Origin of the sequence: Pseudomonas alliivorans, from assembly GCF_017826695.1 — a bacterium.
Lineage (GTDB): Bacteria > Pseudomonadota > Gammaproteobacteria > Pseudomonadales > Pseudomonadaceae > Aquipseudomonas > Aquipseudomonas alliivorans.
This window is the reverse complement of the sequence record NZ_JAFFZW010000006.1, coordinates 178,063-198,757: the sequence shown is the minus strand read 5'-3', so window position 1 is coordinate 198,757 and position 20,695 is coordinate 178,063. Positions and strand designations below refer to the sequence as shown.

The following is a 20,695-nucleotide window of genomic DNA, read 5'->3' as shown; positions in this document are numbered from 1 at the left end:
CCGACCTCGTGAGCCGATCCATCCGATACTTATGCAGGGGCCATACCCAAAGCAAGATGCTGACGTCAAAGAAGCCACAAAGAGTGGCACGATCGTACAGGAATGTCGCGAAAGTGTAATTTTTTCGGTATTTGATCGTTTGCGTGACCCGTTTCGAAACAAATCACGCCCCATAAAGGGGCGTGCAGGTGGGGTTAATGCACCCGGTTAGGGCTCTGACTGTTACCTCACTTGCTCAGACTGACCCCATAGAAAGGTGTGAGCCCGAATGGACTGATCTTGAAGTCCTGCACTTCCTTGCGCATCGGCTGGAAAACTTTGGAGTTGGCAATCGGCGTGATCGGCACCTGTTGCTTGAGAATGTGCTGGGCCTGTTGATAGAGCTTGATGCGCTCATCGCGATTGGTTGTCAGCTTTGCCTGCTGGACCAGCTTGTCGTAAGCCGGGTCGCACCACTTGGCGTAGTTGCTGCCCTTGACGGCGGCACAGCTGTACAGCACGCCGAGCCAGTTGTCCGGGTCACCGTTGTCGCCGGTCCAGCCGTAGATCATCGTGTCATGTTCGCCGGCCTTGGCGCGCTTGATGTACTCGCCCCATTCGTAGCTGACGATATTGGCCTTGATGCCGATCTTGTCCCAGTCGGACTGGATCATCTGCGCCGACATGCGTGCGTTGGGGTTTGAGGCGCGCTGAACCGTCATGGCCCACAGGTCGATTTTCGTACCCGGTGCCACGCCCGCTTCCTTGAGCAATTGTTTTGCTTTCGTCAGGTCGCGGGGAGTGTCCTTGATTGTCGGGTCATAGCTCCATTGGCCCGGTGGCAGTGCGTTCTGGGCCAGTTGGCCTGCGCTCTGGTAAACAGCCTTGATGATGGCCTGCTTGTCGATGGCCATGTCCAGCGCCTGACGAACCTTGAGCTGATCGAGCGGCGGGTGAGTCACGTTGTACGCCAGAAAGCCGAGGTTGAAGCCCGCCTGACTCAATACCTTGAGCTTCGGATCCTTCTGCACTTCCTCGATGTCCTGCGGGCGAGGGTAGCCACTGACCTGACATTCGCCGGCCTTGAGCTTCTGCAGGCGCACGGCGGCATCGCTGTTGATCGAGAAAATCAGGTTGTCGATTTTCACGTCTTCGGGTTTCCAGTACTCGGTGTTACCGGCGTAACGGATCTGCGAGTCTTTCTGGTAACGCTTGAACACGAACGGACCAGTGCCGACAGGCTTCTGGTTGAGGTCCTGGGCCTTGCCTTCCTTCAACAACTGGTCGGCGTATTCGGCCGACTGGATAGAGGCGAAGCTCATTGCCAGGTTCTGTACGAACGCTGCATCAATATTGTTGAGCGTGAATTTGACGGTATTGGCGTCGACCTTCTCAACCTGCTTGATGGTGGTGTTCAGGCCCATGTCGGTGAAGTAGGGCGATTCGGAAGGGTATGCCTTGCGGAACGGGTGGTTCGGGTCCAGCAGGCGATTGAAGGTGAACAGCACGTCATCGGCATTGAAGGTGCGGGTCGGTTTGAAGTAATCAGTGGTGTGGAATTTCACACCCTCGCGCAGGTGGAAGGTATAGATCAGGCCATCGGGCGACACGTCCCAGCGTGTTGCCAACCCTGGCTCCACTTCCGTTGCGCCGCGCTTGAATTGCGTCAGGCGGTTGAAAACGGTTTCAGCCGAAGCATCGAAGTCAGTGCCGCTGGTGTACTGGCTGGGGTCAAAGCCTGCCGGGCTCGCCTCGGAGCAATACACCAGGGTTGTGGCCGCCTGAGCAAAAGGTGCGCAGGCCAGCAGCGCGCTGGTCAGGATCAGCGGTTTGAAAATGGTTTGTCCCATGGAGCCCTCGCGAAGTGCGGCAGTACCGTGCTGAGTGTTGACACGTGCAATGTCGACAAAAGATGTAACACGATAGTGCCGCACTTGGTTCGAGTCGGACAAATCTTACTTGCCGGTAATTCTGTTCCACAGATCAGGCAGCGAGGTGCTTTCGAAGAACGTGTCCAGAAAGTTGCCGCTGCCTTGCTTGAATTTCTGCAACGCTTCGGTCGCATCGCCTTGAATGCGCAGGTGGAACTGATCCAGTTCGCTCTTGAGGGCTGCGCGTTTGACCTGCTCAGGATTGGCCTCGGCCCACTCGCGAACCACGGTGTCCTGCCAGTCCGTGTCCATGGCATGACTGAAGAACCGTGCGGCTACGTGCGAGGGATGGTCGGTGTCTGGCGTGCCATGCCATTGACCCAGTACTGCGCGACCAACCTCGAGTACCGCCTTCTTCGCCATCAGCGCAGCCAGATCATGCAGCGGGTGTTCAGCGTGGTCTTTGGCCAACTGCGAGTGCGAAGGATCTGTCGAGCCGTTGGTATTGGGGTCATCGCCAAGCCCGGTCTGGACATCGTCGATGCTGTTGCCCAGAAAAGTCATCAGGCTCTGGATGACGCTGCCGATGGCGTTACCGAGAAGCCTGCCAGGGGTGGCGATGAATGCGTAGAAGCGTTCGACCTGCTCGGAGAAAGGCAGCTGTGCCCAGCCGTCGCGGGCGGTGAGAAAGTCCTGATAACCCTGCAGCAGTCGTTCATCCAGGTGCTCGCCGAGCAGGATAAGCAGGATCTGGTCCCGCTCATAGCGCGCGCCGGGCTGTATGGCTTCGAAGGGTTTTTCGTCGTTCTGAAACAGGATTTTGCCCAGCGGTGCTGCCAGGCTGGCAATGATGTCGCTGCCGCCGAAACTTCCCGTGACCAATGGCAGGCGATGCCTGCACTCGGTTTCGGAAGTCCACGGCAGCACATCGGTATGGCCCAGCTTGATCAGGCTCAGTTCGACGAAGTTGGAATGGGCAAAGAAGTCTTCAAGTATATGCAGTGCTGCGCCCATTGCCCTGAGCCCGTCGGTAGAGGAAGGGCCAGCCTGTACGGTGATATCCAGGTCTGCTGTCATCAGGTCCACCGAGCGCTGTATGTAGCGTTTCATGGAGGTCTCGGGGTCAACCTGCAGCACCGGATCATCGGGTAGCGTCCAGTCATCGAAGTCTGCATCGCGTGCCTTGGGGTCGTCAGGTTTCGGGTTGACTGCCCTTGGGTTATCGATGTGTTCGCTGGCGCGATAAACACCCAGTCGCTGCGGTGTCACGATGAAGCGTGAGCGGTCGATTTTCATCAGATCCGTGAAGGCCCGTACGGCGAGGACGTCAACGATTTGCGTGATGGCTTCGCGGGACAGCACGTCAGGGAAACGTTTGGGCATATCGGGTGCGCGGACGAGCTTGGGGTCGACCAGTTGCGAATAGTCGCGCAGCCAGTTGCCGTAATAGATGGCGCGTATTTCGTCCTGTCTGAAACCGGCTGTTTCCAGAACGGCCTCGATCGAGCCATGGGTGTGCCGGTGTTCGTCACCTTCACCGGCTTCGAACCGAAGCGGCACCGGAAGCGGCTCGGCAACGTGGTCATGTAGAGGATGGGCGGGGTTTTGGCGTGTGGGGTTCGAAGGATTCATCCGTGATTCCTGAAAGTGGGGCAGGGGCTCGAGTAGGCGGCAATGCCCGTTGGGGAGTGCGTTCAAGTTTATGGATGGGGAGACTTGGCGGAATCGGCCAGCGCGGCGGATGTTGTAGGACATAGCCGAAGAAGGCAGGAATCCAGGGAACAGGAGGGGGCGAAAGTGAGCAGGGAGCATGCGCTCGGCTTATTGAATCCGCAGCCGGTGGCATGTGTGACGCTGAGTGTCACGGGGTGCATGCCCACGCGGAGCGATGGGCATGATCCGTGTCGAGGCCGGCTCGTGTCTAAAGACGAACGTGGAGCGAGGGCATGGTCAGCGATCCTATGGAACCGCCACCTCAATGACACCATCCGCCGCCACGCTCACCTGGCTTGTGCCTGCTTCGACGTCTGGCGTGGGCGCCGCGTCTTCTCGCGAGGACTTCATCATCATGGCCACTGGCGCACGCAGGTACGGCTGCGGGTAACCCGAGGTGTTGAGGTTCAGGTTGACCAGCTTGTAGCCGGTGCCGCCCAGCGCTTCGGTGACCAGTTGCGCACGGGCCTTGAACGCCGTGACTGCGTCCTTGAGCAGAGTGTCTTCGCTGGCCTTGCGTGTGGCTGGCGAGATCGAGAAGTCCATGCCGCCCATTTTCAGATCGCCGAGCAGTTCGCCGGTCAGCTTGGAGAGGACGGCGAAATCGGCACTTTCCAGCCGGACTTCTGCGCGCTCACGCCAGCCGGTGATCTTCTGACCCTTGTCGTCGTAAATCGGATAGCTGTTGCGGCTGCCCTGACGAATCTTCACGTCCTTGGCCTGACGCGCCTGGCCCAGCGCCTTGTTCAGCGTCTCGGTCACCTGCGCAGCCAGTTTCGCGGGGTCGCTGTCCTGCGCTTCGGTGTACAGCGTCACCATCATCAGGTCTCGCTGGACTTCCTGATTGACCTCGGCGCGCAGGGAAATCTGGTTGTAGCGGGCTTCTTCGGCCATTGCAGGAAGGCTGGAGAGGGTAACGGCGGCCAGAGCAAAGAGCGTGGCGGCAGGACGGAGAGTGAACATGAGAACTCCTTGTTATAAGACGGCTGTCGACTGCTGTCGGACGGCGCAAACCCATGAGACTGTAACCCTGGATACTGGTTCCTGCATCCCCGACATGCCCGACGATGCGGCGCTTTGACGCACTTTTCCAGTTTTGCGCCATGCTTGGTTATACTCGTCGCGATCCGCCTGGAGCGCTCATCAGGAGAGCTCATGCTCGCCCCCGTCCAAATGCTTTCAGCCACGCGTCAGAACCTGTGGCGCCTGACATTCATCCGCATCCTGGTACTGGCCGCACAAGCCGGTTCGGTGGGGATTGCCTGGTTGTTCGACTTTCTTCCGCTGCCCTGGCTGCAGCTGTCGATCACCCTGGGCTGCTCGCTGATTCTCTGTCTGCTGACTGTCATTCGCCTGCGCACCTCGTTGCCGCTGACCGAACTTGAATATGCCTTGCAGCTGGCACTGGACCTGCTGATTCACAGTGCGCTGTTGTATTACTCGGGCGGCTCGACCAACCCGTTCGTGTCTTATTACCTGGTACCGCTGACGATCGCGGCGGCGACGCTGCCATGGCGCTATTCACTGATTCTGTCCGGCTTCGCGCTCGGGCTGTACACCTTCCTTATGGTGCGGTCCTATCCGTTGGAGACCTACCCCATCGCTCGCGAAAACATGCAGATCTACGGCATGTGGCTGAGCTTCGTGCTGGCGGCCGGGGTGATTACTTTCTTTGCCGCAAAGATGGCTGAAGAACTGCGCCGTCAGGATCAACTGCGCGCCGAGCGCCGGGAGGAAGGCCTGCGAGACCAGCAACTGCTGGCGGTGGCCACGCAGGCAGCCGGTGCGGCTCATGAACTGGGTACGCCGCTGGCAACCATGAGCGTGTTGCTCAAGGAAATGCGCCAGGACCATAGCGATCCGGCTCTGCAGGATGATCTGTCGGTGCTGCAGGAGCAGGTCAAACAGTGCAAGCAGACGCTTCAGCAACTGGTACGCGCTGCCGAGGCCAACCGGCGCATGGCGGTCGAGACCCAGCCGGCTACGCAATGGCTGGACGAATCGCTCAACCGCTGGCACTTGATGCGTCCTGAAGTGAGCTATCGCTTTCAGAAACGGGGCAAGGACGAGGTGCCGATGCTGGCGCCGCCACCGGACCTGACTCAGGCACTGCTCAACCTGCTCAACAACGCCGCCGATGCCTGTCCCGACGGGCTGGAAGTCAATCTGGACTGGGACAGTACGGAAGTCTGCATCAGTATTCGCGACCACGGCGCCGGTGTGCCGCTGGCCATTGCCGAGCAGATCGGCAAACCGTTCTTTACTACCAAGGGCAAAGGCTTCGGCCTCGGCCTGTTCCTGAGCAAGGCCAGCGTCACCCGCGCGGGTGGCTCGGTAAAGCTCTACAGTCATGAAGAAGGCGGTACGCTCACCGAGCTGCGACTGCCCCGTGACACGCGAGGAGAAGAAGCATGAGTGACGAAGAGATTCAGGTCGAAGGCGAAGAGTTGCCGCACCTGCTGCTGGTCGATGACGACGCGACTTTCACCCGGGTCATGGCCCGCGCCATGAGCCGTCGCGGTTTTCGGGTCAGCACCGCAGGCTCTGCGGAAGAGGGCCTGATACTGGCGCAGCAGGACATTCCCGAATACGCCGCGCTGGACCTGAAGATGGATGGCGATTCCGGTCTGGTGCTGCTGCCCAAGCTGCTTGAAATGGACCCGGACATGCGGGTGGTGATTCTCACCGGCTATTCGAGCATCGCCACCGCTGTCGAAGCCATCAAGCGCGGTGCGTGCAATTACCTGTGCAAGCCCGCGGATGCCGATGACGTACTGGCAGCCTTGTTGTCGGAACACGCCAACCTCGACACGCTGGTGCCGGAAAACCCGATGTCGGTGGATCGCCTGCAGTGGGAGCATATTCAGCGCGTGCTGACCGAGCATGAAGGCAATATTTCGGCCACCGCACGCGCGCTGGGCATGCACCGCCGTACCTTGCAGCGCAAATTGCAGAAGCGTCCCGTACGGCGTTGATGAAGCTTTTTTCATGGTGATCGTTCAGGCGTTTTTTTGCTTCATTGTGTTCAGGCATCGTTCTTTTGCAGACAGCGAGCCTGAATTACATGAAACGCAATGCCGAATATTCCGTCGTCAACGACACCGTTAAAGGAGCGTTTTTCCCCAGGGTATGGAGACTGATCACGCCGTATTGGCGCAGTGAAGAAAAAACCATGGCCTGGGTGCTGCTGGCCTCCGTGGTCGCGCTGTCATTGTTCAGCGTGCAAATGTCAGTGATGTTCAACAGCTGGTATCGCGAGTTCTACAACGCCTTGCAGAACAAGGACACGGGTGCTTTCACGCACCTGATCCTGTATTTCAGCGGCCTTGCCGCCATCGCCATTTTCGCGGCCGTGTATCGGCTCTATCTGACACAGATGCTCACCATTCGCTGGCGGCGCTGGCTGACCGAGCAGCATTTCGCACGCTGGCTGGCGCACAAGAATTACTACCATCTGGAGCAGGGCGGTTACACCGACAACCCGGACCAGCGTCTTTCGGAAGACCTTAACGAATTCACAACCAGCACCCTGCACCTGGGGCTTGGCCTGATGAGTGCTGTGGTCAGCCTCGTGTCGTTCTCGGTCATTCTGTGGGGGGTGTCGGGAAGTATCGAACTCTTCGGCATCACCATTCCAGGCTACATGTTCTGGGCCGCCATGCTTTACGCCATCGTCGGCAGCTTTCTGACCCACTGGATTGGCCGACGTCTGATTCCGCTGAACAACCAGCAGGAACGCTACGAAGCGGACCTACGTTATGCGTTGGTGCGGGTGCGGGAAAACGCTGAAAGCATCGCGCTGTCCGCCGGCGAAAAAAATGAAAACCAACGGCTGAGCGGCCGGTTCTCGATGATCTGGCATAACGTCCTGACCTCGATGAAGGTGCAGAAGCGACTGACGTTCTTCACGTCGGGCTATGGCCAGATCGCGATTATCTTTCCGTTCGTTGTCGCAGCGCCCCGGTACTTTGCAGGCAAGATCGAGCTGGGTGATCTGATGCAGATCAACTCGGCGTTCGGCAACGTGCAGGAGAACTTCAGCTGGTTCATTAGCGCGTATGACACGCTGGCGTCCTGGCGGGCGACCAGTGATCGTCTGCTGAGCTTCCGTCAGGCCATGACCGACCATGAAGCTCAGGTTCCATCCATTCAACGGGTGCAGACCGGAAATGCGGTGGACCTGAAAGACCTTGGCCTGACGCTGGCCAGCGGTCGGAGTTTGCTTCACAACGCTCATCTGCATATCGAACAGGGCGAGAAAGTGATGCTCAGTGGCCGGTCAGGCAGTGGTAAAAGCTCTTTGCTCAGGGCACTTGGCGGCTTATGGCCTAAAGGTACGGGCAAGATCGGCATACCGGAAGGGCGCGCCCTGTTTCTGCCGCAACGACCCTATCTGCCAATCGGCACCTTGCGTGAAGCCTTGAGTTATCCACAGCCGCCCGAAACATTTCCTGCCGAGCGATACGGCGATGCGCTGCGCAAATGTCGCCTGGAACCGTTGGTGGCGCGACTGGATGACAGTGATCACTGGCAACGTGTGCTGTCGCCTGGGGAGCAGCAACGGATGGCCTTCGCCCGTGCGCTCTTGCTGACACCGCAGTGGCTGTACATGGATGAGGCGACCTCTGCCATGGACGAAGAGGACGAGGCGGCGATGCACCATGCGATCTTCAATGAAATTCCTGGCCTGACTCTGCTCAGCGTGGGACATCGCAGCAGTCTCAAGCGCTTTCATGGCAGGCATGTACAGGTCGAAGATGGGCAATTGATCGAGCGGCGGGCGTCTGAACCGGCCTGATGAGGCTTATGGAGAGCGGGGCCGAGCTTTTGGGGTGTGATCATACAACCGCTGAGCTATGATTGACGCTTGTTTAACTGTCCAGAGATCGATGTTGGATATGGAAAATCAAAGCGCCCCGCCCCGCGCCCGTAGAAAGCACCGCAGCCTTGCGCAGGAGCTGGTGACTGAACTGTCCGAGCGTATTCGCAGCGGACAGCTCAAGCGTGGCGATAAATTGCCCACTGAATCCGCGATCATGGAAGAGCAGGGCGTCAGCCGTACTGTGGTCCGTGAAGCGATTTCACGCCTGCAGGCGTCCGGCCTTGTGGAAACCCGCCACGGGATCGGCACCTTCGTGCTGGATACGCCGAGCCCGAGCGGCTTTCGCATCGACCCGGCCACCATCGTCACCTTGCGCGATGTGCTGGCCATTCTCGAATTGCGCATCAGCCTGGAGGTCGAGTCCGCCGGGCTGGCCGCACAGCGCCGCAGCGCCGAAGAACTGGCTGCCATGCGTGCCGCGCTGGACGCGCTGAATGAAAGCGCTGCTCATGCAACCGATGCGGTGGCGTCTGACTTCCAGTTCCACCTGCAGATTGCGTTGTCGACCGGCAACCGCTATTTCACCGACATCATGACCCATCTGGGCACCAGCATCATTCCGCGCACTCGGTTGAATTCTGCGCGGCTGGCGCATGACGATCAGCAGCACTACATGGACCGGCTCAGCCGCGAGCACGAGGAAATCTACGAGGCCATCGCCCGTCAGGACTCCGACGCCGCCCGCGCCGCCATGCGCCTGCATCTGACCAACAGCCGCGAACGCTTGCGTCACGCCCATGAAGAGGCTGAATCGCAGCGCGCCTGATGGTGCGTACTGAGCGTTCCGATGCAGAGCGCTCAGCGCTATACGCAAACCCTCACGGGGAATACGCTCCCGAAATCATGATTGGTCGGCGGGCCACACGTTGTTTGATAAGGCGGCCTTTCGGCGATGGCGTCAGTTCAGTCGCTGACGCGTCGCTTCAAAAAATGCATCGCCGACAAGCCGCCTCCCACAGGCCATGCATTCCTGCGTTTCGAGTTCTACGAAAACTCCAGTTATCGTATAACTTTCAGCAACCCTGAATCCCGCCAGACTCAAGCCCGCCAAGGCCTCCAGCCCCATTCATCGCTTTGTAAGACAAAAATCCGTAAATGCCAGTTGAGGGAATGTATTTTCAGTTGTACGATGACTTACGACATCGGCACTGCCCCGGTGATCCATTCACATTTTATGTCCCACAGGGTGTTCGAATAATGAATCCACAAGAACTGAAGTCCATCCTCTCTTCCGGTCTGCTGTCCTTCCCGGTTACCGATTTCAATGCCCAGGGCGACTTCCATCGCGCTGGCTACATCAAGCGTCTCGAGTGGCTGGCCCCGTACGGCGCCAGCGCTCTGTTCGCAGCCGGTGGTACAGGTGAGTTCTTCTCCCTGGCCGCCAGCGAATACTCCGAAATCATCAAGACTGCCGTCGATACCTGCGCTACCAGCGTGCCTATCCTCGCAGGCGTAGGCGGCCCGACTCGCCAGGCCATCGAATACGCTCAGGAAGCCGAGCGTCTGGGCGCCAAAGGCCTGCTGCTGCTGCCGCACTACCTGACTGAAGCCAGCCAGGACGGCGTTGCCGCGCACGTTGAAGCCGTCTGTAAATCGGTCAAGATCGGCGTGGTTGTCTACAACCGCAACGTCTGCCGCCTGAACGCTTCGCTGCTGGAAAAGCTGGCCGAGCGCTGCCCGAACCTGATCGGTTACAAGGATGGCCTGGGCGATATCGAGCTGATGGTTTCGATCCGCCGCCGTCTGGGCGACCGCTTCTCGTACCTGGGTGGTCTGCCGACCGCTGAAGTCTACGCCGCTGCCTACAAGGCGCTGGGCGTACCGGTCTATTCCTCGGCCGTGTTCAACTTCGTACCGAAACTGGCGATGGACTTCTACCACGCCATTTCCCGTGACGATCACGAAGCCGTCGGCAAATACATCGACGATTTCTTCCTGCCTTACCTGGAAATCCGTAACCGCAAAGCGGGCTACGCCGTCAGCATCGTGAAAGCCGGTGCGAAAATCGCAGGCTACGACGCAGGTCCGGTTCGCGCGCCGCTGACCGACCTGACGCCGGAAGAATGCGACATGCTCGCAGCGCTGATGGACAAGCAAGGCAAGCAGTAACACCTCTGAAGACCGAACCGCTGAGCGATCAGCGGTTTTGTCGTTGGAACGCATGACCCGTACAGGTAGAAGCTGGCGTCGCCGCGACACTTCTAAGGGGCCTGTAGCGCTACACCCAAAAACAGATTTACCCGCGTAAAAAAATAACTAGTGGGAGTTCAACCGATGCAAACGTCCAAGCCGACGCACGTCCGCTATTTGATCCTGTTGATGCTGTTTCTCGTTACCACGATCAACTACGCCGACCGTGCCACCATCGCTATCGCCGGTTCCAGCATCCAGAAAGACCTTGGCATCAGTGCCGTCACTCTGGGCTACATCTTCTCTGCATTCGGCTGGGCCTACGTGGCCGGTCAGATCCCGGGTGGCTGGCTGCTCGACCGTTTCGGTTCGAAGAAAGTCTACGCCCTGAGCATTTTCACCTGGTCGCTGTTCACCCTGCTGCAAGGCTACGTGGGTGAGTTCGGCATCTCCACCGCCATTGTCGCGCTGTTCATGCTGCGCTTCCTGGTGGGCCTGGCCGAAGCGCCATCCTTTCCCGGCAACGCACGTATTGTCGCTGCCTGGTTCCCGACCGCCGAACGCGGCACGGCGTCAGCCATCTTCAACTCTGCGCAATACTTCGCCACTGTGCTGTTCGCGCCGTTGATGGGCTGGATCGTCTACACCTACGGCTGGCAGCATGTGTTCATCGTCATGGGCGCGGCAGGTATCGTCTTCTCCGCCATCTGGATGAAGGTCATCTACAGCCCGCGCAGCCATCCGCGCATCAACCAGGCCGAGATCGATCACATCGCCAGTAACGGCGGCATGGTCGACATGGATCAGGACAAGTCGAAGTCGAAGAAGGACGCCAGCAGCGGCCCGAAATGGGACTACATCAAGCAGTTGCTGACCAACCGCATGATGCTGGGCATCTACCTGAGCCAATACTGCATCAACGGCATCACCTACTTCTTCCTGACCTGGTTCCCGGTTTACCTGGTTCAGGAACGCGGCATGACCATTCTCAAGGCCGGCATCATCGCCTCCTTGCCGGCCATCTGCGGTTTCATCGGCGGCGTGCTGGGCGGGATCATCTCTGACTACCTGCTGCGCAAGGGGCACTCGCTGACGTTCGCCCGCAAGGCACCGATCATTGGCGGTCTGTTGCTGTCGACTTCCATCGTGACCTGCAACTATGTCGACATCGAATGGATGGTCGTGGGCTTCATGGCCCTGGCATTCTTCGGCAAAGGCGTGGGCGCACTGGGCTGGGCTGTCATGTCCGACGTATCGCCCAAGCAGATCGCCGGTCTGAGCGGCGGCCTGTTCAACACCTTCGGTAACATTGCATCGATCACCACCCCGATCGTGATTGGTTACATCATCAGCACCACCGGCTCGTTCAAATGGGCACTGGTGTTCGTCGGCGCCAACGCGCTGCTGGCGGTGATCAGTTACATTTTCATCGTGGGTGAAATCAAGCGTGTGGAATTGATAGAGCCGCCTGTAAAGGGGCCATTGCCGACCGATCCGGCCAGCAACCTTTCCGAAGCAAAATCCTGAGGAAACCGTGATGAACCTGATTCAACATGCCGATTCTCCACGTTACATCCGGCTGCATCCGCTGGACAACGTGGTGGTCGTGGTCAACGACCAGGGTGTGCCGGCCGGAACCGAATTCGATAACGGCCTGGTGACTGTCGATAACGTACCGCAGAGCCACAAGGTCAGCACCGTTGACCTGGCCGAGGGCGATGCCGTGATCCGTTACGGCCATACCATCGGCTATGCCCTGCAACCGATACCGCGTGGTAGTTGGGTCAGGGAAGATCAGTTGCGCATGCCGTCAGCGCCTGCGCTCGACAGCCTGCCGATGTCCGATGCCGTACCTGCGAAGGGCGAGCCGCTGGAAGGCTATACCTTCGAAGGCTATCGCAATGCCGATGGCACCGTGGGCACTCGCAACATCCTGGGCATCACCACAACCGTTCAGTGCGTGACCGGTGTGCTCGACTTCGCCGTGAAGCGCATCCGTGACGAACTGCTGCCCAAATACCCGAACGTCGATGACGTAGTGGCCCTGACCCACAGCTACGGCTGCGGCGTGGCCATTACCGCCACCGACGCCTACATCCCGATCCGCACTGTACGCAATCTTGCGCGCAACCCGAATCTGGGTGGCGAGGCGCTGGTCATCAGCCTGGGCTGTGAAAAGCTGCAGGCCGGTCAGGTCATGCACGAGGGTGACAGCTCGGTGGACCTGAGCGAGCCCTGGCTCTACAAGCTTCAGGACTCCAGCCACGGCTTCAGTGAAATGGTCGAGCAGATCATGGACCTGGCCGAGGTGCGCCTGAAGAAGCTGGACCTGCGTCGTCGCGAGACGGTGCCGGCATCCGAGTTGATTCTGGGCATGCAGTGCGGCGGCAGCGATGCGTTTTCCGGCATCACCGCCAACCCGGCGCTGGGTTATGCGTCGGACCTGTTGCTGCGTGCGGGCGCTACGGTGATGTTCTCGGAAGTGACCGAAGTGCGCGATGCTATCTATTTGCTGACTTCCCGTGCGCAGGATCAGGACGTTGCTCAGGCACTGGTGCGCGAAATGGACTGGTACGACCGTTATCTGGCCAAAGGCGAAGCGGACCGCAGCGCCAACACCACGCCGGGTAACAAGAAAGGCGGCTTGTCGAACATCGTCGAGAAATCCCTCGGGTCGATTGTCAAGTCCGGCAGCAGCGCCATCAACGGCGTGCTCGGCCCTGGCGAGCGGGTCAACGGCAAAGGCCTGATCTTCTGCGCCACACCGGCCAGTGATTTTGTATGCGGTACGCTGCAGCTGGCGGCCGGGATGAACCTGCATGTGTTCACCACCGGACGCGGCACGCCGTATGGTCTGGCGATGGCGCCTGTCGTGAAGGTTTCGACCCGCACCGAGCTGGCCCAGCGCTGGCCGGATCTGATCGACATCGACGCCGGGCGCATCGCTACTGGGCGCGCGAGCATCGAGGACTTGGGTTGGGAGCTGTTCCACTATTATCTGGAAGTGGCCAGCGGCAAGAAAAAGACCTGGACCGAGCACTACCGCCTGCACAACGACATTACCCTGTTCAACCCCGCGCCGATTACCTGAGGTGTCGGGGCGTGTTCCCGGCAGGTGAGGTAGAAACCTTCTCGCAATCCGCTATCGCTCTGAGGTAGCGGATGTCCTTCAGACAACCGTCTGACAGGTCTTCCATTTGCCCCTGTCAAAAACGGCGGCCATCCCCCCAGCGAAAGACATCAGATGGTGACTGAGCCACTCGTGCCGTTGCCGTCAGCCGCCTCATTCTCTTTATTTGATTGAAAGTGTTAGTGAATTTAACGGCTTCTTTCTTTGCAACAAAGCGATCAGTATCCGCAGCAGATGTGTTTGCGTGCTCGGTACAGCCGACCCTGCAAATGAGCCATGTTCACGTTCACTACTGGCCTGCCTGATGCTGGCCAAGGAGACCTTTCTTGTCTTTCAAACAACCGATGTCCTGGGCCTCGGCGGCCTTGATGGTTGCGCTCGGTAGCCAGGCTGTTCAGGCTGCGACCCCCGCCAGGCTTCCAGAAGACAAGCCTGTGGGAAAGATCGAACAGGTCTTTGCGTTCCATGACGCAATGCCTACAGGCGTCAGCGTGAGTGAAACAGGGCGCATTTTTGTCAACTTCCCGCGTTGGGGCGACAACGTGCCTTTCACTGTCGGTGAATTACGCGATGGCAAGGTGGTGCCTTATCCTGACAGCGCATTGAACCAGGCCGACCCCCAGCATCCCGAGAAGGGATTCATCAGCGTTCAGAGTGTCGTCGCCGATGGCTTGGGCCACCTGTGGATACTCGATACCGCCGCACCGGAATTCTCCAGGCCGCTTGCTGGCGGTGCCAAACTGGTGGCCGTTGATCTCAAGACAAACAAGGTCGTCAAGACACTGGTTTTTCCTGAAAACGTGATTCTGCCGGGCACCTATGTCAACGACATGCGTTTTGACTTCAGTGCCGGCAAGGAAGGCGTGATTTATGTCACCGACTCGTCTGTCAGTGGCCCTGGCGCGATCATCGTCATGGACATTGCGACCGGCAAGGCCGTGCGTCGTTTGAGTGGCGCTGCCTCGACGTCGGCAGATCCGGGCTTTGTGCCAAGGGTTGAAGGTCAGGTACTGAAAATGCGTAATGCCGACGGTACCAGCAAACCCTTTGCGGTCGCTTCCGATGGTATCGCTTTGTCCTCGGACCGCCAGACACTTTACTTCTCTGCGCTTTCCAGCCGACACCTGTATTCGGTGTCCACAAAGCTGCTGCGCGATCCTGCCGTCACTGAGGAGCAACTCGTCGCAGCCGTGCAGGATCTGGGAGAAAAAGGGCCGTCGGATGGATTGGAAGCCGACAGCGATGGTGCGATCTACGCTGGCGACTATGAAGACAACAGCATTCGCAAACGTCTTGCGGACGGGACCTGGCAGACAGTCGCTCACGATCCTCGAATGCTGTGGCCGGACACATTGTCGGTGGCAAACGACGGCTACCTTTACTTCATAGCCAATCAGCTGCATCGCCAGGCGCTGTTTCACGGAGGCAAGGATTTACGGGAAAAGCCCTATAGCCTGTTCCGGGTGAAGATCGACGCCACACCGGCCAGGACGCGCTGAGTTCAGGCCAGACGCTTGTCAAACAGCCTGTAACCCATTGGAAACCTCAATTCGTGGGAGCGCCGCCCGGTTGCTCCCACTGAATTTGCCGGGCGACAGCCTTGGCCCCGCCAGGCGTGTACGGATCCTGCCTCAACCACCCGGCACTTCACCCAGCACGTTGCGCACGTAATCAGGCGTGAGCACGTGGTACCAGAGCAGTATCGTCGACACCAGAATCGTCACGAGCACCAGCACGCCGAAGCCCCAGACAGCGGCCGCATACAGCGGGGCGTTGCCCGGTGGCAAGCGCATGAAGGTGCCAATGCCGATGATCAACAGAAAGGTCGAATGGATGGATGCCAGTCCCAGTACCAGAATCATCAGCCAGCGGCTGGGGTACAGCCCTGCAAGGCCTGCGATGAAAAACGGGGTGATGGTGTAAGTGGCAAAGCCGATGCACTGGTTGAGCGTCGGTCGCGCCTCGGAGGAGCGTGACAGCCAGCGGATGAACGTGCCCATCAACGCCGTACCGGCCAGGATCGCGACGTAGAGCAGGGTACACAACTGCAGCGCACTCCTGGCGCTCAGCCATACCCTGTCCTCAAACGTCATGTTCCAACCTACCTGTGTCGTGCCGATGTACAGGCAAATGGCCGGAACCAGACCGAGCAGCATCAGGTGCGGCACATATTGGCGCGGGCTGTGTTCTTCCTCGTCGCGTATGTTTTTCCACGCTTGAGCGGGGCGGGTGAACAGTTTGACGATAAATGCGTTCATGACATTCCCTCCGATGGCAAACGGGTCTCGCAGGTCCTTGCGAGCCTCTTCGGATTGAATACGGCCTGACGCAATGGTTTCACCGCTGTGGACCGATGGCGGTCGAGCCCTCGGAAAAAGCCTGATTTTTCCTACTTCTCTGAACTTTAAGGTGCTCTCGAGCCTCTTCTACAGTAAGGGCGCCGGTCTGGCCGCCTTCGTTGAATGTGCAGGAGATTTCAAATGCCTTGGATATCGGAAAATCATTTGTGGCTGTTTGCAGCGATTACGGCTTTGATCGTGATTTCGGATATATGGGCGGTGATGCGTGTCCGTAAAAGCGTCACGGAGTCCAGCAACAAACTGATGTGGATCATCGTGATTGTCGCCGTGCCGATTCTCGGTGTGCTGGCGCTGCTGGTCGCCGGTCCGCGCCATGTCGACACGCCCGCCAAGCCTGAACAGCAAAGCACCAAGTACTGAGGCCGTCGTCCGGGATTGCGTGCGGGTCATGAATACTTGGCTGAGTGGTGTGGGTAATCCACCAGCCGAGCGCCAATGACCATCTCGCTGATCCAATTGGTGAGCATCGAGCTGTAGACGCTCTGGCTGATATCGCTACTCAGTGCATGGTCGGCACCGTCCACCAGACGATAGGTCAGTGAGTGCGCCAGCTCAAAGGCGGTGCGATAGCTCATCAACGTGGCATGTGGCACATAGTCGTCGCGTTCCGATTCAATCAGCAACACATCTCCCCTGAACTCCTTGCAGGCTGCCAGCGCCCGGTTGTCCGCCGCCGTGACGGCCGAGCGGCGATAGTGAGCGAGTCTGTCGCGATCCAGCTCTTGTTTGGGCATGTCCCAGTCGGCATCCCAATACAGGGCGGGTACGCGCAACGCCATCCATTTGATCGGTCGCATCGCACTCAGAATGGTGGCCAGATACCCTCCATAACTGGTGCCGATCACCGCAATGGCCTCTGGGTCGACTGAGGGATGACTGACGAGTCGGTCGTAGGCGGCCAGCAGATCCGCCAGGCTTTGCTCACGTGACACCGTGCCCCGAAGGCCCTCGGTGCGCTCGTGGCCGCGCAGGTCGAAGGTCAGGCAGACGCAGCCCAGCCCCGTAATGTTTTTGGCCCGAGCCAGATCGCGCTGCTGACTGCCGCCCCAACCGTGGACAAAAAGGATGCCGGGAAATTTCTCGCACGGCGTGACGATCGATCCGGAGATGGATTGGCTGCCTACCTTGATTTCGATGATTTCACTGCGGACACTCATAGAGACTCCACCTGAATGAATTTGCTGATGAAGCCCACCTGAGGGTCATCGCCCTCGTAGAGCACTTGGGCATTGGCGGGAAGTGTGGTCTTGCCATACACCTCGTGGGTCGAGATGTCGACCTGATGCAGCGTCGGGTCGGCGTTGAACAGCAGCAACGCCTCGATTTCCGCGGCGCTGGCACCGCCGATGCGCCAGGATTGTTCCAGTACGCCTGAGCGTCGCTGGCCTTGTGCGTTGATGCCCTGAGCGATGTCGTAGTTGCGGCGCGACGCGATGAGGCCGGGGAAGCAGGCAAACGCGGCATTTTCATAAGCCAGCGCCTGCTGCACGGCATGTCTGACCGGCTTGTCCAGGGACTGGCGCAGCAAGGCCTGATAATCGCCCCGCACGAGGTGCAGGCGCGAGCCGCCGTAAACGGTTCCCCCCTGATTGTCCCTGGTCAGGTCCTGAGTTCCGTAATAGCTGGCGATCAGCCCGGCCACTTGTACCTGACCCACGCTGAAGGTCTCGACTTCTGTCAGGTTTTCTTCCAGCACCAGACCGTATTCCTTTACCTCTTGCAGATTTTGCCGGGCAACGGCGGCCGCCAGTTCAGCCGCTGTCGTCACCACCACCTGACCTCGCCCTGCCGTCGCCAGCACGGGTTTGATTCGCACCGGACCGTTGGCGAGCATCTGTATGCCGACCTTCAGCGCATCCTGTTCGGCGAAAACCGAAAAGCCGTTGAGCACCGCCTGCGCAGTCTGACGGTGAAATGCGTCGGACCAGCCGGGCGGTTTATGCGTTGCATGATCGGGCAGCGGGTGCGAGAGGGCTTTGGTCGCCATGAACGGTTCGGTGAGCATGCCGCCAAACAGATCATCTGCGGATCGGATGGCGGGATGATCCTGCTCGATCAACGTATCGGACGGGACGAAATACAGATCACGCCCCTGATGAGTCACGCTGTCGTATAGCCCGACGAACTCTGCGCCGAGCAGGGTCGCCAGCTTTTGCGCCAGTACCTGGTGAGTCACTGTTTCATGAGTCGATAGAATTTTGCGTGTGGGCAACAGAACAACGTCGGTCTTGCTCGTTCCTGTCCGGGTCATGAGCAACTCCTGGCAGTGACACAATGTACGGCTGGATCGTTATGAGACCTTCTTCAGCGCGGTGATCAGTTCCTGCTTGCTCATGGTCGAACGACCGGCAATGTTCAAACCTCTGGCGCGTTGCATCAGGTCCACTTTGGTCTGCGACTCCAGCGGCTGATCGTTGCGCGGCTGACCGCGCTTGGTGGTCACCGCACGCCTGGCTGAATCCTGTCGCGCTGCCGACTTGCTGGACGCCGGGGTTTTGGTTCCCGAGCCACCCTTGCGTTCGCCACCGCCGGACTGCTTGTTCACAGTGGCCCACGCCCGTGCTTCAGCTTCACTTTTCGAGACGCCTTTTTCTTCATAGCCCTGTTCGATGTGTTCGGCTTTGCGTTTCTGTTTGTCGGTGTATTTGTCTTTATTCGAGGTAGCGTCTTTTTTCGAGTTCGCGGCAGGCATGGCCTATCTCCTGAAATCCTGAATGAACGTCGGGCTGACGTCGGACTCACGGACATGCTTACCGCGAACCATTAACGCTGACCCTGAAATTAGGAAGGATGCAACGGCGGCCGAGTTCAGCAAAAAAGGATGAGCGGCACGGTGGCAAAAATCTGAAACTCTGCAATTCTTCTGCAATGACGAGGTGTTTATATGCTCGCCATCCAGACCTGAATGAGGAGAGAGCGTATGTCGATCATCAGCAAATGGGCATTGCAGGCCGTTGTGCTGTTTTTGCTGGGCTGGATGGCAACGGTGACCACACACTGGAGCCGTTCGGTGGTCAGTGGCACAGGCAGTGACCGGCTGGCAGAGCAGAGCAGCGGGGCACTGGGCAATCCGGTTGTGCTCGCAACCAAGGATTCAGGACAGCCTCGCTCGCAAGTGGAGTAAGTCGGATCGGGCAAGCCTTGGATGCGCGATGCAGGTCACTTTTCTGCAGGCAAAAAAATGGCCCACAACAGGGTGGGCCAAATGGGATTCATCAAAGGAGTGGGTTCAATTTACCCAGCCTGACGTGAAGAAGATGTGAAATGGATGTCACCGAAACGAGAATGGATTTCAGTTTTTATTCAGTTGAATAGTCCGTGAAAGACGAACAGCAAAACGTCGCTGTCAGGGCAGCGACGTTTCAGTTGTTACAGGAAACAAATGTTTCAGCAAACAGAAGCAAAGGATTAGCGAGCCATCGCCCTGGAGCGTCGTTCAGGCGCGCTTCGTTCGGATACGGTATGTCGTGCGGACAGCGGAAGCGAATGGGGAGCGTCGATTCTGGATTTCATGCGGTCAGCAAATTCCTTGGCTTCCTGCCAGCTCCGGCAGGTCACCGGATAGTCGTCCAGCTTCACGACCCAGTGGGCCCCGTAAACACCTTCTTCAATTCGGATAAGCATTATTGGCATCTCCAGTCAGCAAGGATGAGTCTGTGCCGAGCACCGGCGCGAAAGCAGACCGGCAAAATCCTGCGCCGAAAAACGGCGTTGAGCTACAAAAAAATACAAATCCCGACCAATGTGCCTGTGCAGCACAATGTGTTGCGCTGCACAGCCTTCAAAGCGTGTTTGCAGGGCGAGCCTGACGCATGGATGTGACAGCTTGACGTTGATCAGAACGCCAGCTTGAAGCCGATCATTCCCAGCATGATCGCCAGGAACGGACGCAACAGATCATCAGACACGCGCCCGGCCATGTGACTGCCGAAATAGATGCCCGGTAGCGACCCCATCAGCAGCCAGCCCAGCAGTTCCCAATTCATGTTGCCCATGCTGGCGTGGCCCAGGCCTGCAACAAGCGTTAGGGGCACAGCGTGGGCGATTTCGGTTCCCACCAGGCGGCGGGTCGGCAACAACGGGTACAGGATGAATAGCGCCACGGTGCCGAGAGCGCCTGCACCAATCGACGTCAGCGCCACCATGGTGCCAAGAATCAGGCCTGTAACAACGGTAAGCACGGTCAGGCTGGTGCCTTTGAAAAAGGAATGCCCCTCGCCACGCCCATGGGCGAAGGCCAGCAGTCTTTTCTTGAACAGGACGGCGAGGGCGGTCAGTAACAACACGATCCCCAGCGCCTGTTTGATGATTGCGTTCAGGGCGTCGGGTGCTGCATGCAGGGTGCTCAGGAACCACAGCGTCAGCAGCACTGCGGGCACGCTGCCCAGAGTCAGCAGACCGGTTATTTTCCAGTCGATGTTGTCGTTCTTGCGGTGAACCAGCACGCCTCCGGATTTGGTGATCGCGGCGTACAACAGATCGGTGCCCACAGCAGTGGCCGGATTGATACCGAACCACAGCAGTATCGGGGTCATCAACGATCCCCCTCCGACACCGGTCATGCCCACGATAAAGCCAACCACCAGTCCCGCTACTACAAACCCTAAACCACCCGCGTCCATATCCAACC

General features: G+C 58.7%; 19 protein-coding genes. 10 read left to right on the top strand and 9 right to left on the bottom strand.

Annotation, left to right across the window (positions count from 1 at the left end):
- Positions 1-227 precede the first annotated feature (227 nt).
- The 3 genes from JTJ32_RS17285 to JTJ32_RS17275 form a co-directional block, all read right to left on the bottom strand.
- A complete protein-coding gene (locus tag JTJ32_RS17285) occupies positions 228-1,829 on the bottom strand; it encodes an ABC transporter substrate-binding protein (protein WP_210042769.1) in 1,602 nt (533 codons plus the stop codon).
- Positions 1,830-1,934: 105 nt separating this feature from the next.
- Entirely contained in the window at positions 1,935-3,482 is a 1,548-nt protein-coding gene (locus tag JTJ32_RS17280) for an HET-C-related protein (RefSeq protein WP_210042768.1), read from the bottom strand.
- A 327-nt stretch (positions 3,483-3,809) separates the two neighbouring features.
- Positions 3,810-4,526: an SIMPL domain-containing protein gene (locus JTJ32_RS17275; protein WP_099226692.1), complete on the bottom strand. Its 717-nt coding sequence runs from the start codon at positions 4,524-4,526 to the stop codon at positions 3,810-3,812.
- 192 nt (positions 4,527-4,718) lie between these two features.
- Between JTJ32_RS17275 and JTJ32_RS17270 the strand changes: the two genes are divergently transcribed.
- The 8 genes from JTJ32_RS17270 (at position 4,719) to JTJ32_RS17235 (ending at position 15,204) form a co-directional block, all read left to right on the top strand.
- Positions 4,719-5,978: an ATP-binding protein gene (locus JTJ32_RS17270; protein ID WP_099226693.1), complete on the top strand. Its 1,260-nt coding sequence runs from the start codon at positions 4,719-4,721 to the stop codon at positions 5,976-5,978.
- Positions 5,975-6,538 carry a response regulator transcription factor gene (locus JTJ32_RS17265; protein WP_004883127.1) on the top strand — a complete coding sequence of 188 codons (564 nt, stop codon included), beginning with the start codon at positions 5,975-5,977 and terminating at the stop codon, positions 6,536-6,538. Before JTJ32_RS17270 ends, JTJ32_RS17265 begins: the two co-directional genes overlap by 4 nt.
- Before the next feature lie 89 nt (positions 6,539-6,627).
- Positions 6,628-8,361: an ABC transporter ATP-binding protein/permease gene (locus JTJ32_RS17260; protein WP_210042767.1), complete on the top strand. Its 1,734-nt coding sequence runs from the start codon at positions 6,628-6,630 to the stop codon at positions 8,359-8,361.
- A 100-nt stretch (positions 8,362-8,461) separates the two neighbouring features.
- The gene (locus JTJ32_RS17255) at positions 8,462-9,211 is read left to right on the top strand and encodes a FadR/GntR family transcriptional regulator (protein ID WP_004883131.1); all 750 of its coding nucleotides are present in this window, start codon (positions 8,462-8,464) and stop codon (positions 9,209-9,211) included.
- Positions 9,212-9,642: 431 nt separating this feature from the next.
- On the top strand, positions 9,643-10,554 hold the full coding sequence (kdgD, locus tag JTJ32_RS17250) for a 5-dehydro-4-deoxyglucarate dehydratase (RefSeq protein ID WP_099226695.1): 912 nt from the start codon (positions 9,643-9,645) through the stop codon (positions 10,552-10,554).
- 165 nt (positions 10,555-10,719) lie between these two features.
- On the top strand, positions 10,720-12,102 hold the full coding sequence (locus tag JTJ32_RS17245) for an MFS transporter (protein WP_099226696.1): 1,383 nt from the start codon (positions 10,720-10,722) through the stop codon (positions 12,100-12,102).
- A gap of 10 nt (positions 12,103-12,112) precedes the next feature.
- Positions 12,113-13,666: a galactarate dehydratase gene (garD, locus tag JTJ32_RS17240; RefSeq protein WP_004883146.1), complete on the top strand. Its 1,554-nt coding sequence runs from the start codon at positions 12,113-12,115 to the stop codon at positions 13,664-13,666.
- A gap of 383 nt (positions 13,667-14,049) precedes the next feature.
- Positions 14,050-15,204, top strand: a complete 1,155-nt coding sequence (locus tag JTJ32_RS17235) for an L-dopachrome tautomerase-related protein (protein WP_408004606.1) — start codon at positions 14,050-14,052, stop codon at positions 15,202-15,204.
- A gap of 132 nt (positions 15,205-15,336) precedes the next feature.
- Here JTJ32_RS17235 and JTJ32_RS17230 read toward each other — a convergent pair whose 3' ends face one another.
- Positions 15,337-15,963, bottom strand: a complete 627-nt coding sequence (locus JTJ32_RS17230) for a Yip1 family protein (RefSeq protein ID WP_184321676.1) — start codon at positions 15,961-15,963, stop codon at positions 15,337-15,339.
- 222 nt (positions 15,964-16,185) lie between these two features.
- On the opposite strand from JTJ32_RS17230, the gene JTJ32_RS17225 reads away from it, so the two are divergent.
- Positions 16,186-16,425 carry a PLD nuclease N-terminal domain-containing protein gene (locus JTJ32_RS17225; RefSeq protein ID WP_073172084.1) on the top strand — a complete coding sequence of 80 codons (240 nt, stop codon included), beginning with the start codon at positions 16,186-16,188 and terminating at the stop codon, positions 16,423-16,425.
- A 26-nt stretch (positions 16,426-16,451) separates the two neighbouring features.
- Here JTJ32_RS17225 and JTJ32_RS17220 read toward each other — a convergent pair whose 3' ends face one another.
- From JTJ32_RS17220 to JTJ32_RS17210, 3 genes are read right to left on the bottom strand one after another with little or no spacing between them, the layout of a single operon-like run.
- Positions 16,452-17,222 carry an alpha/beta hydrolase family protein gene (locus JTJ32_RS17220; protein ID WP_099226699.1) on the bottom strand — a complete coding sequence of 257 codons (771 nt, stop codon included), beginning with the start codon at positions 17,220-17,222 and terminating at the stop codon, positions 16,452-16,454.
- Positions 17,219-18,316, bottom strand: a complete 1,098-nt coding sequence (locus tag JTJ32_RS17215) for a DUF3182 family protein (protein ID WP_210042766.1) — start codon at positions 18,314-18,316, stop codon at positions 17,219-17,221. Before JTJ32_RS17215 ends, JTJ32_RS17220 begins: the two co-directional genes overlap by 4 nt.
- A gap of 39 nt (positions 18,317-18,355) precedes the next feature.
- On the bottom strand, positions 18,356-18,757 hold the full coding sequence (locus JTJ32_RS17210; protein WP_210042765.1) for a Rho termination factor N-terminal domain-containing protein: 402 nt from the start codon (positions 18,755-18,757) through the stop codon (positions 18,356-18,358).
- A gap of 228 nt (positions 18,758-18,985) precedes the next feature.
- Here JTJ32_RS17210 and JTJ32_RS17205 point away from each other — a divergent pair, with 228 nt between their 5' ends.
- Positions 18,986-19,189, top strand: a complete 204-nt coding sequence (locus JTJ32_RS17205) for a hypothetical protein (protein ID WP_099226702.1) — start codon at positions 18,986-18,988, stop codon at positions 19,187-19,189.
- A 284-nt stretch (positions 19,190-19,473) separates the two neighbouring features.
- Here the strand turns inward: JTJ32_RS17205 and JTJ32_RS26615 are convergent, their stop codons facing one another.
- Positions 19,474-19,689, bottom strand: coding sequence for a hypothetical protein (locus JTJ32_RS26615; RefSeq protein ID WP_099226703.1), 216 nt, complete (start codon positions 19,687-19,689; stop codon positions 19,474-19,476).
- Between the two features lie 212 nt (positions 19,690-19,901).
- Positions 19,902-20,687, bottom strand: coding sequence for a sulfite exporter TauE/SafE family protein (locus JTJ32_RS17195; protein ID WP_210042763.1), 786 nt, complete (start codon positions 20,685-20,687; stop codon positions 19,902-19,904).
- Positions 20,688-20,695 lie beyond the last annotated feature (8 nt).

What these genes read in the sequence shown, in the direction of transcription:
- JTJ32_RS17285 (WP_210042769.1), bottom strand. Translation starts at nt 1,829, where the DNA reads ATGGGACAAACCATTTTCAAACCGCTGATCCTGACCAGCGCGCTGCTG.
- JTJ32_RS17280 (WP_210042768.1), bottom strand. Translation starts at nt 3,482, where the DNA reads ATGAATCCTTCGAACCCCACACGCCAAAACCCCGCCCATCCTCTACAT.
- JTJ32_RS17275 (WP_099226692.1), bottom strand. Translation starts at nt 4,526, where the DNA reads ATGTTCACTCTCCGTCCTGCCGCCACGCTCTTTGCTCTGGCCGCCGTT.
- JTJ32_RS17270 (WP_099226693.1), top strand. Translation starts at nt 4,719, where the DNA reads ATGCTCGCCCCCGTCCAAATGCTTTCAGCCACGCGTCAGAACCTGTGG.
- JTJ32_RS17265 (WP_004883127.1), top strand. Translation starts at nt 5,975, where the DNA reads ATGAGTGACGAAGAGATTCAGGTCGAAGGCGAAGAGTTGCCGCACCTG.
- JTJ32_RS17260 (WP_210042767.1), top strand. Translation starts at nt 6,628, where the DNA reads ATGAAACGCAATGCCGAATATTCCGTCGTCAACGACACCGTTAAAGGA.
- JTJ32_RS17255 (WP_004883131.1), top strand. Translation starts at nt 8,462, where the DNA reads ATGGAAAATCAAAGCGCCCCGCCCCGCGCCCGTAGAAAGCACCGCAGC.
- kdgD (WP_099226695.1), top strand. Translation starts at nt 9,643, where the DNA reads ATGAATCCACAAGAACTGAAGTCCATCCTCTCTTCCGGTCTGCTGTCC.
- JTJ32_RS17245 (WP_099226696.1), top strand. Translation starts at nt 10,720, where the DNA reads ATGCAAACGTCCAAGCCGACGCACGTCCGCTATTTGATCCTGTTGATG.
- garD (WP_004883146.1), top strand. Translation starts at nt 12,113, where the DNA reads ATGAACCTGATTCAACATGCCGATTCTCCACGTTACATCCGGCTGCAT.
- JTJ32_RS17235 (WP_408004606.1), top strand. Translation starts at nt 14,050, where the DNA reads ATGTCCTGGGCCTCGGCGGCCTTGATGGTTGCGCTCGGTAGCCAGGCT.
- JTJ32_RS17230 (WP_184321676.1), bottom strand. Translation starts at nt 15,963, where the DNA reads ATGAACGCATTTATCGTCAAACTGTTCACCCGCCCCGCTCAAGCGTGG.
- JTJ32_RS17225 (WP_073172084.1), top strand. Translation starts at nt 16,186, where the DNA reads ATGCCTTGGATATCGGAAAATCATTTGTGGCTGTTTGCAGCGATTACG.
- JTJ32_RS17220 (WP_099226699.1), bottom strand. Translation starts at nt 17,222, where the DNA reads ATGAGTGTCCGCAGTGAAATCATCGAAATCAAGGTAGGCAGCCAATCC.
- JTJ32_RS17215 (WP_210042766.1), bottom strand. Translation starts at nt 18,316, where the DNA reads ATGACCCGGACAGGAACGAGCAAGACCGACGTTGTTCTGTTGCCCACA.
- JTJ32_RS17210 (WP_210042765.1), bottom strand. Translation starts at nt 18,757, where the DNA reads ATGCCTGCCGCGAACTCGAAAAAAGACGCTACCTCGAATAAAGACAAA.
- JTJ32_RS17205 (WP_099226702.1), top strand. Translation starts at nt 18,986, where the DNA reads ATGTCGATCATCAGCAAATGGGCATTGCAGGCCGTTGTGCTGTTTTTG.
- JTJ32_RS26615 (WP_099226703.1), bottom strand. Translation starts at nt 19,689, where the DNA reads ATGCTTATCCGAATTGAAGAAGGTGTTTACGGGGCCCACTGGGTCGTG.
- JTJ32_RS17195 (WP_210042763.1), bottom strand. Translation starts at nt 20,687, where the DNA reads ATGGACGCGGGTGGTTTAGGGTTTGTAGTAGCGGGACTGGTGGTTGGC.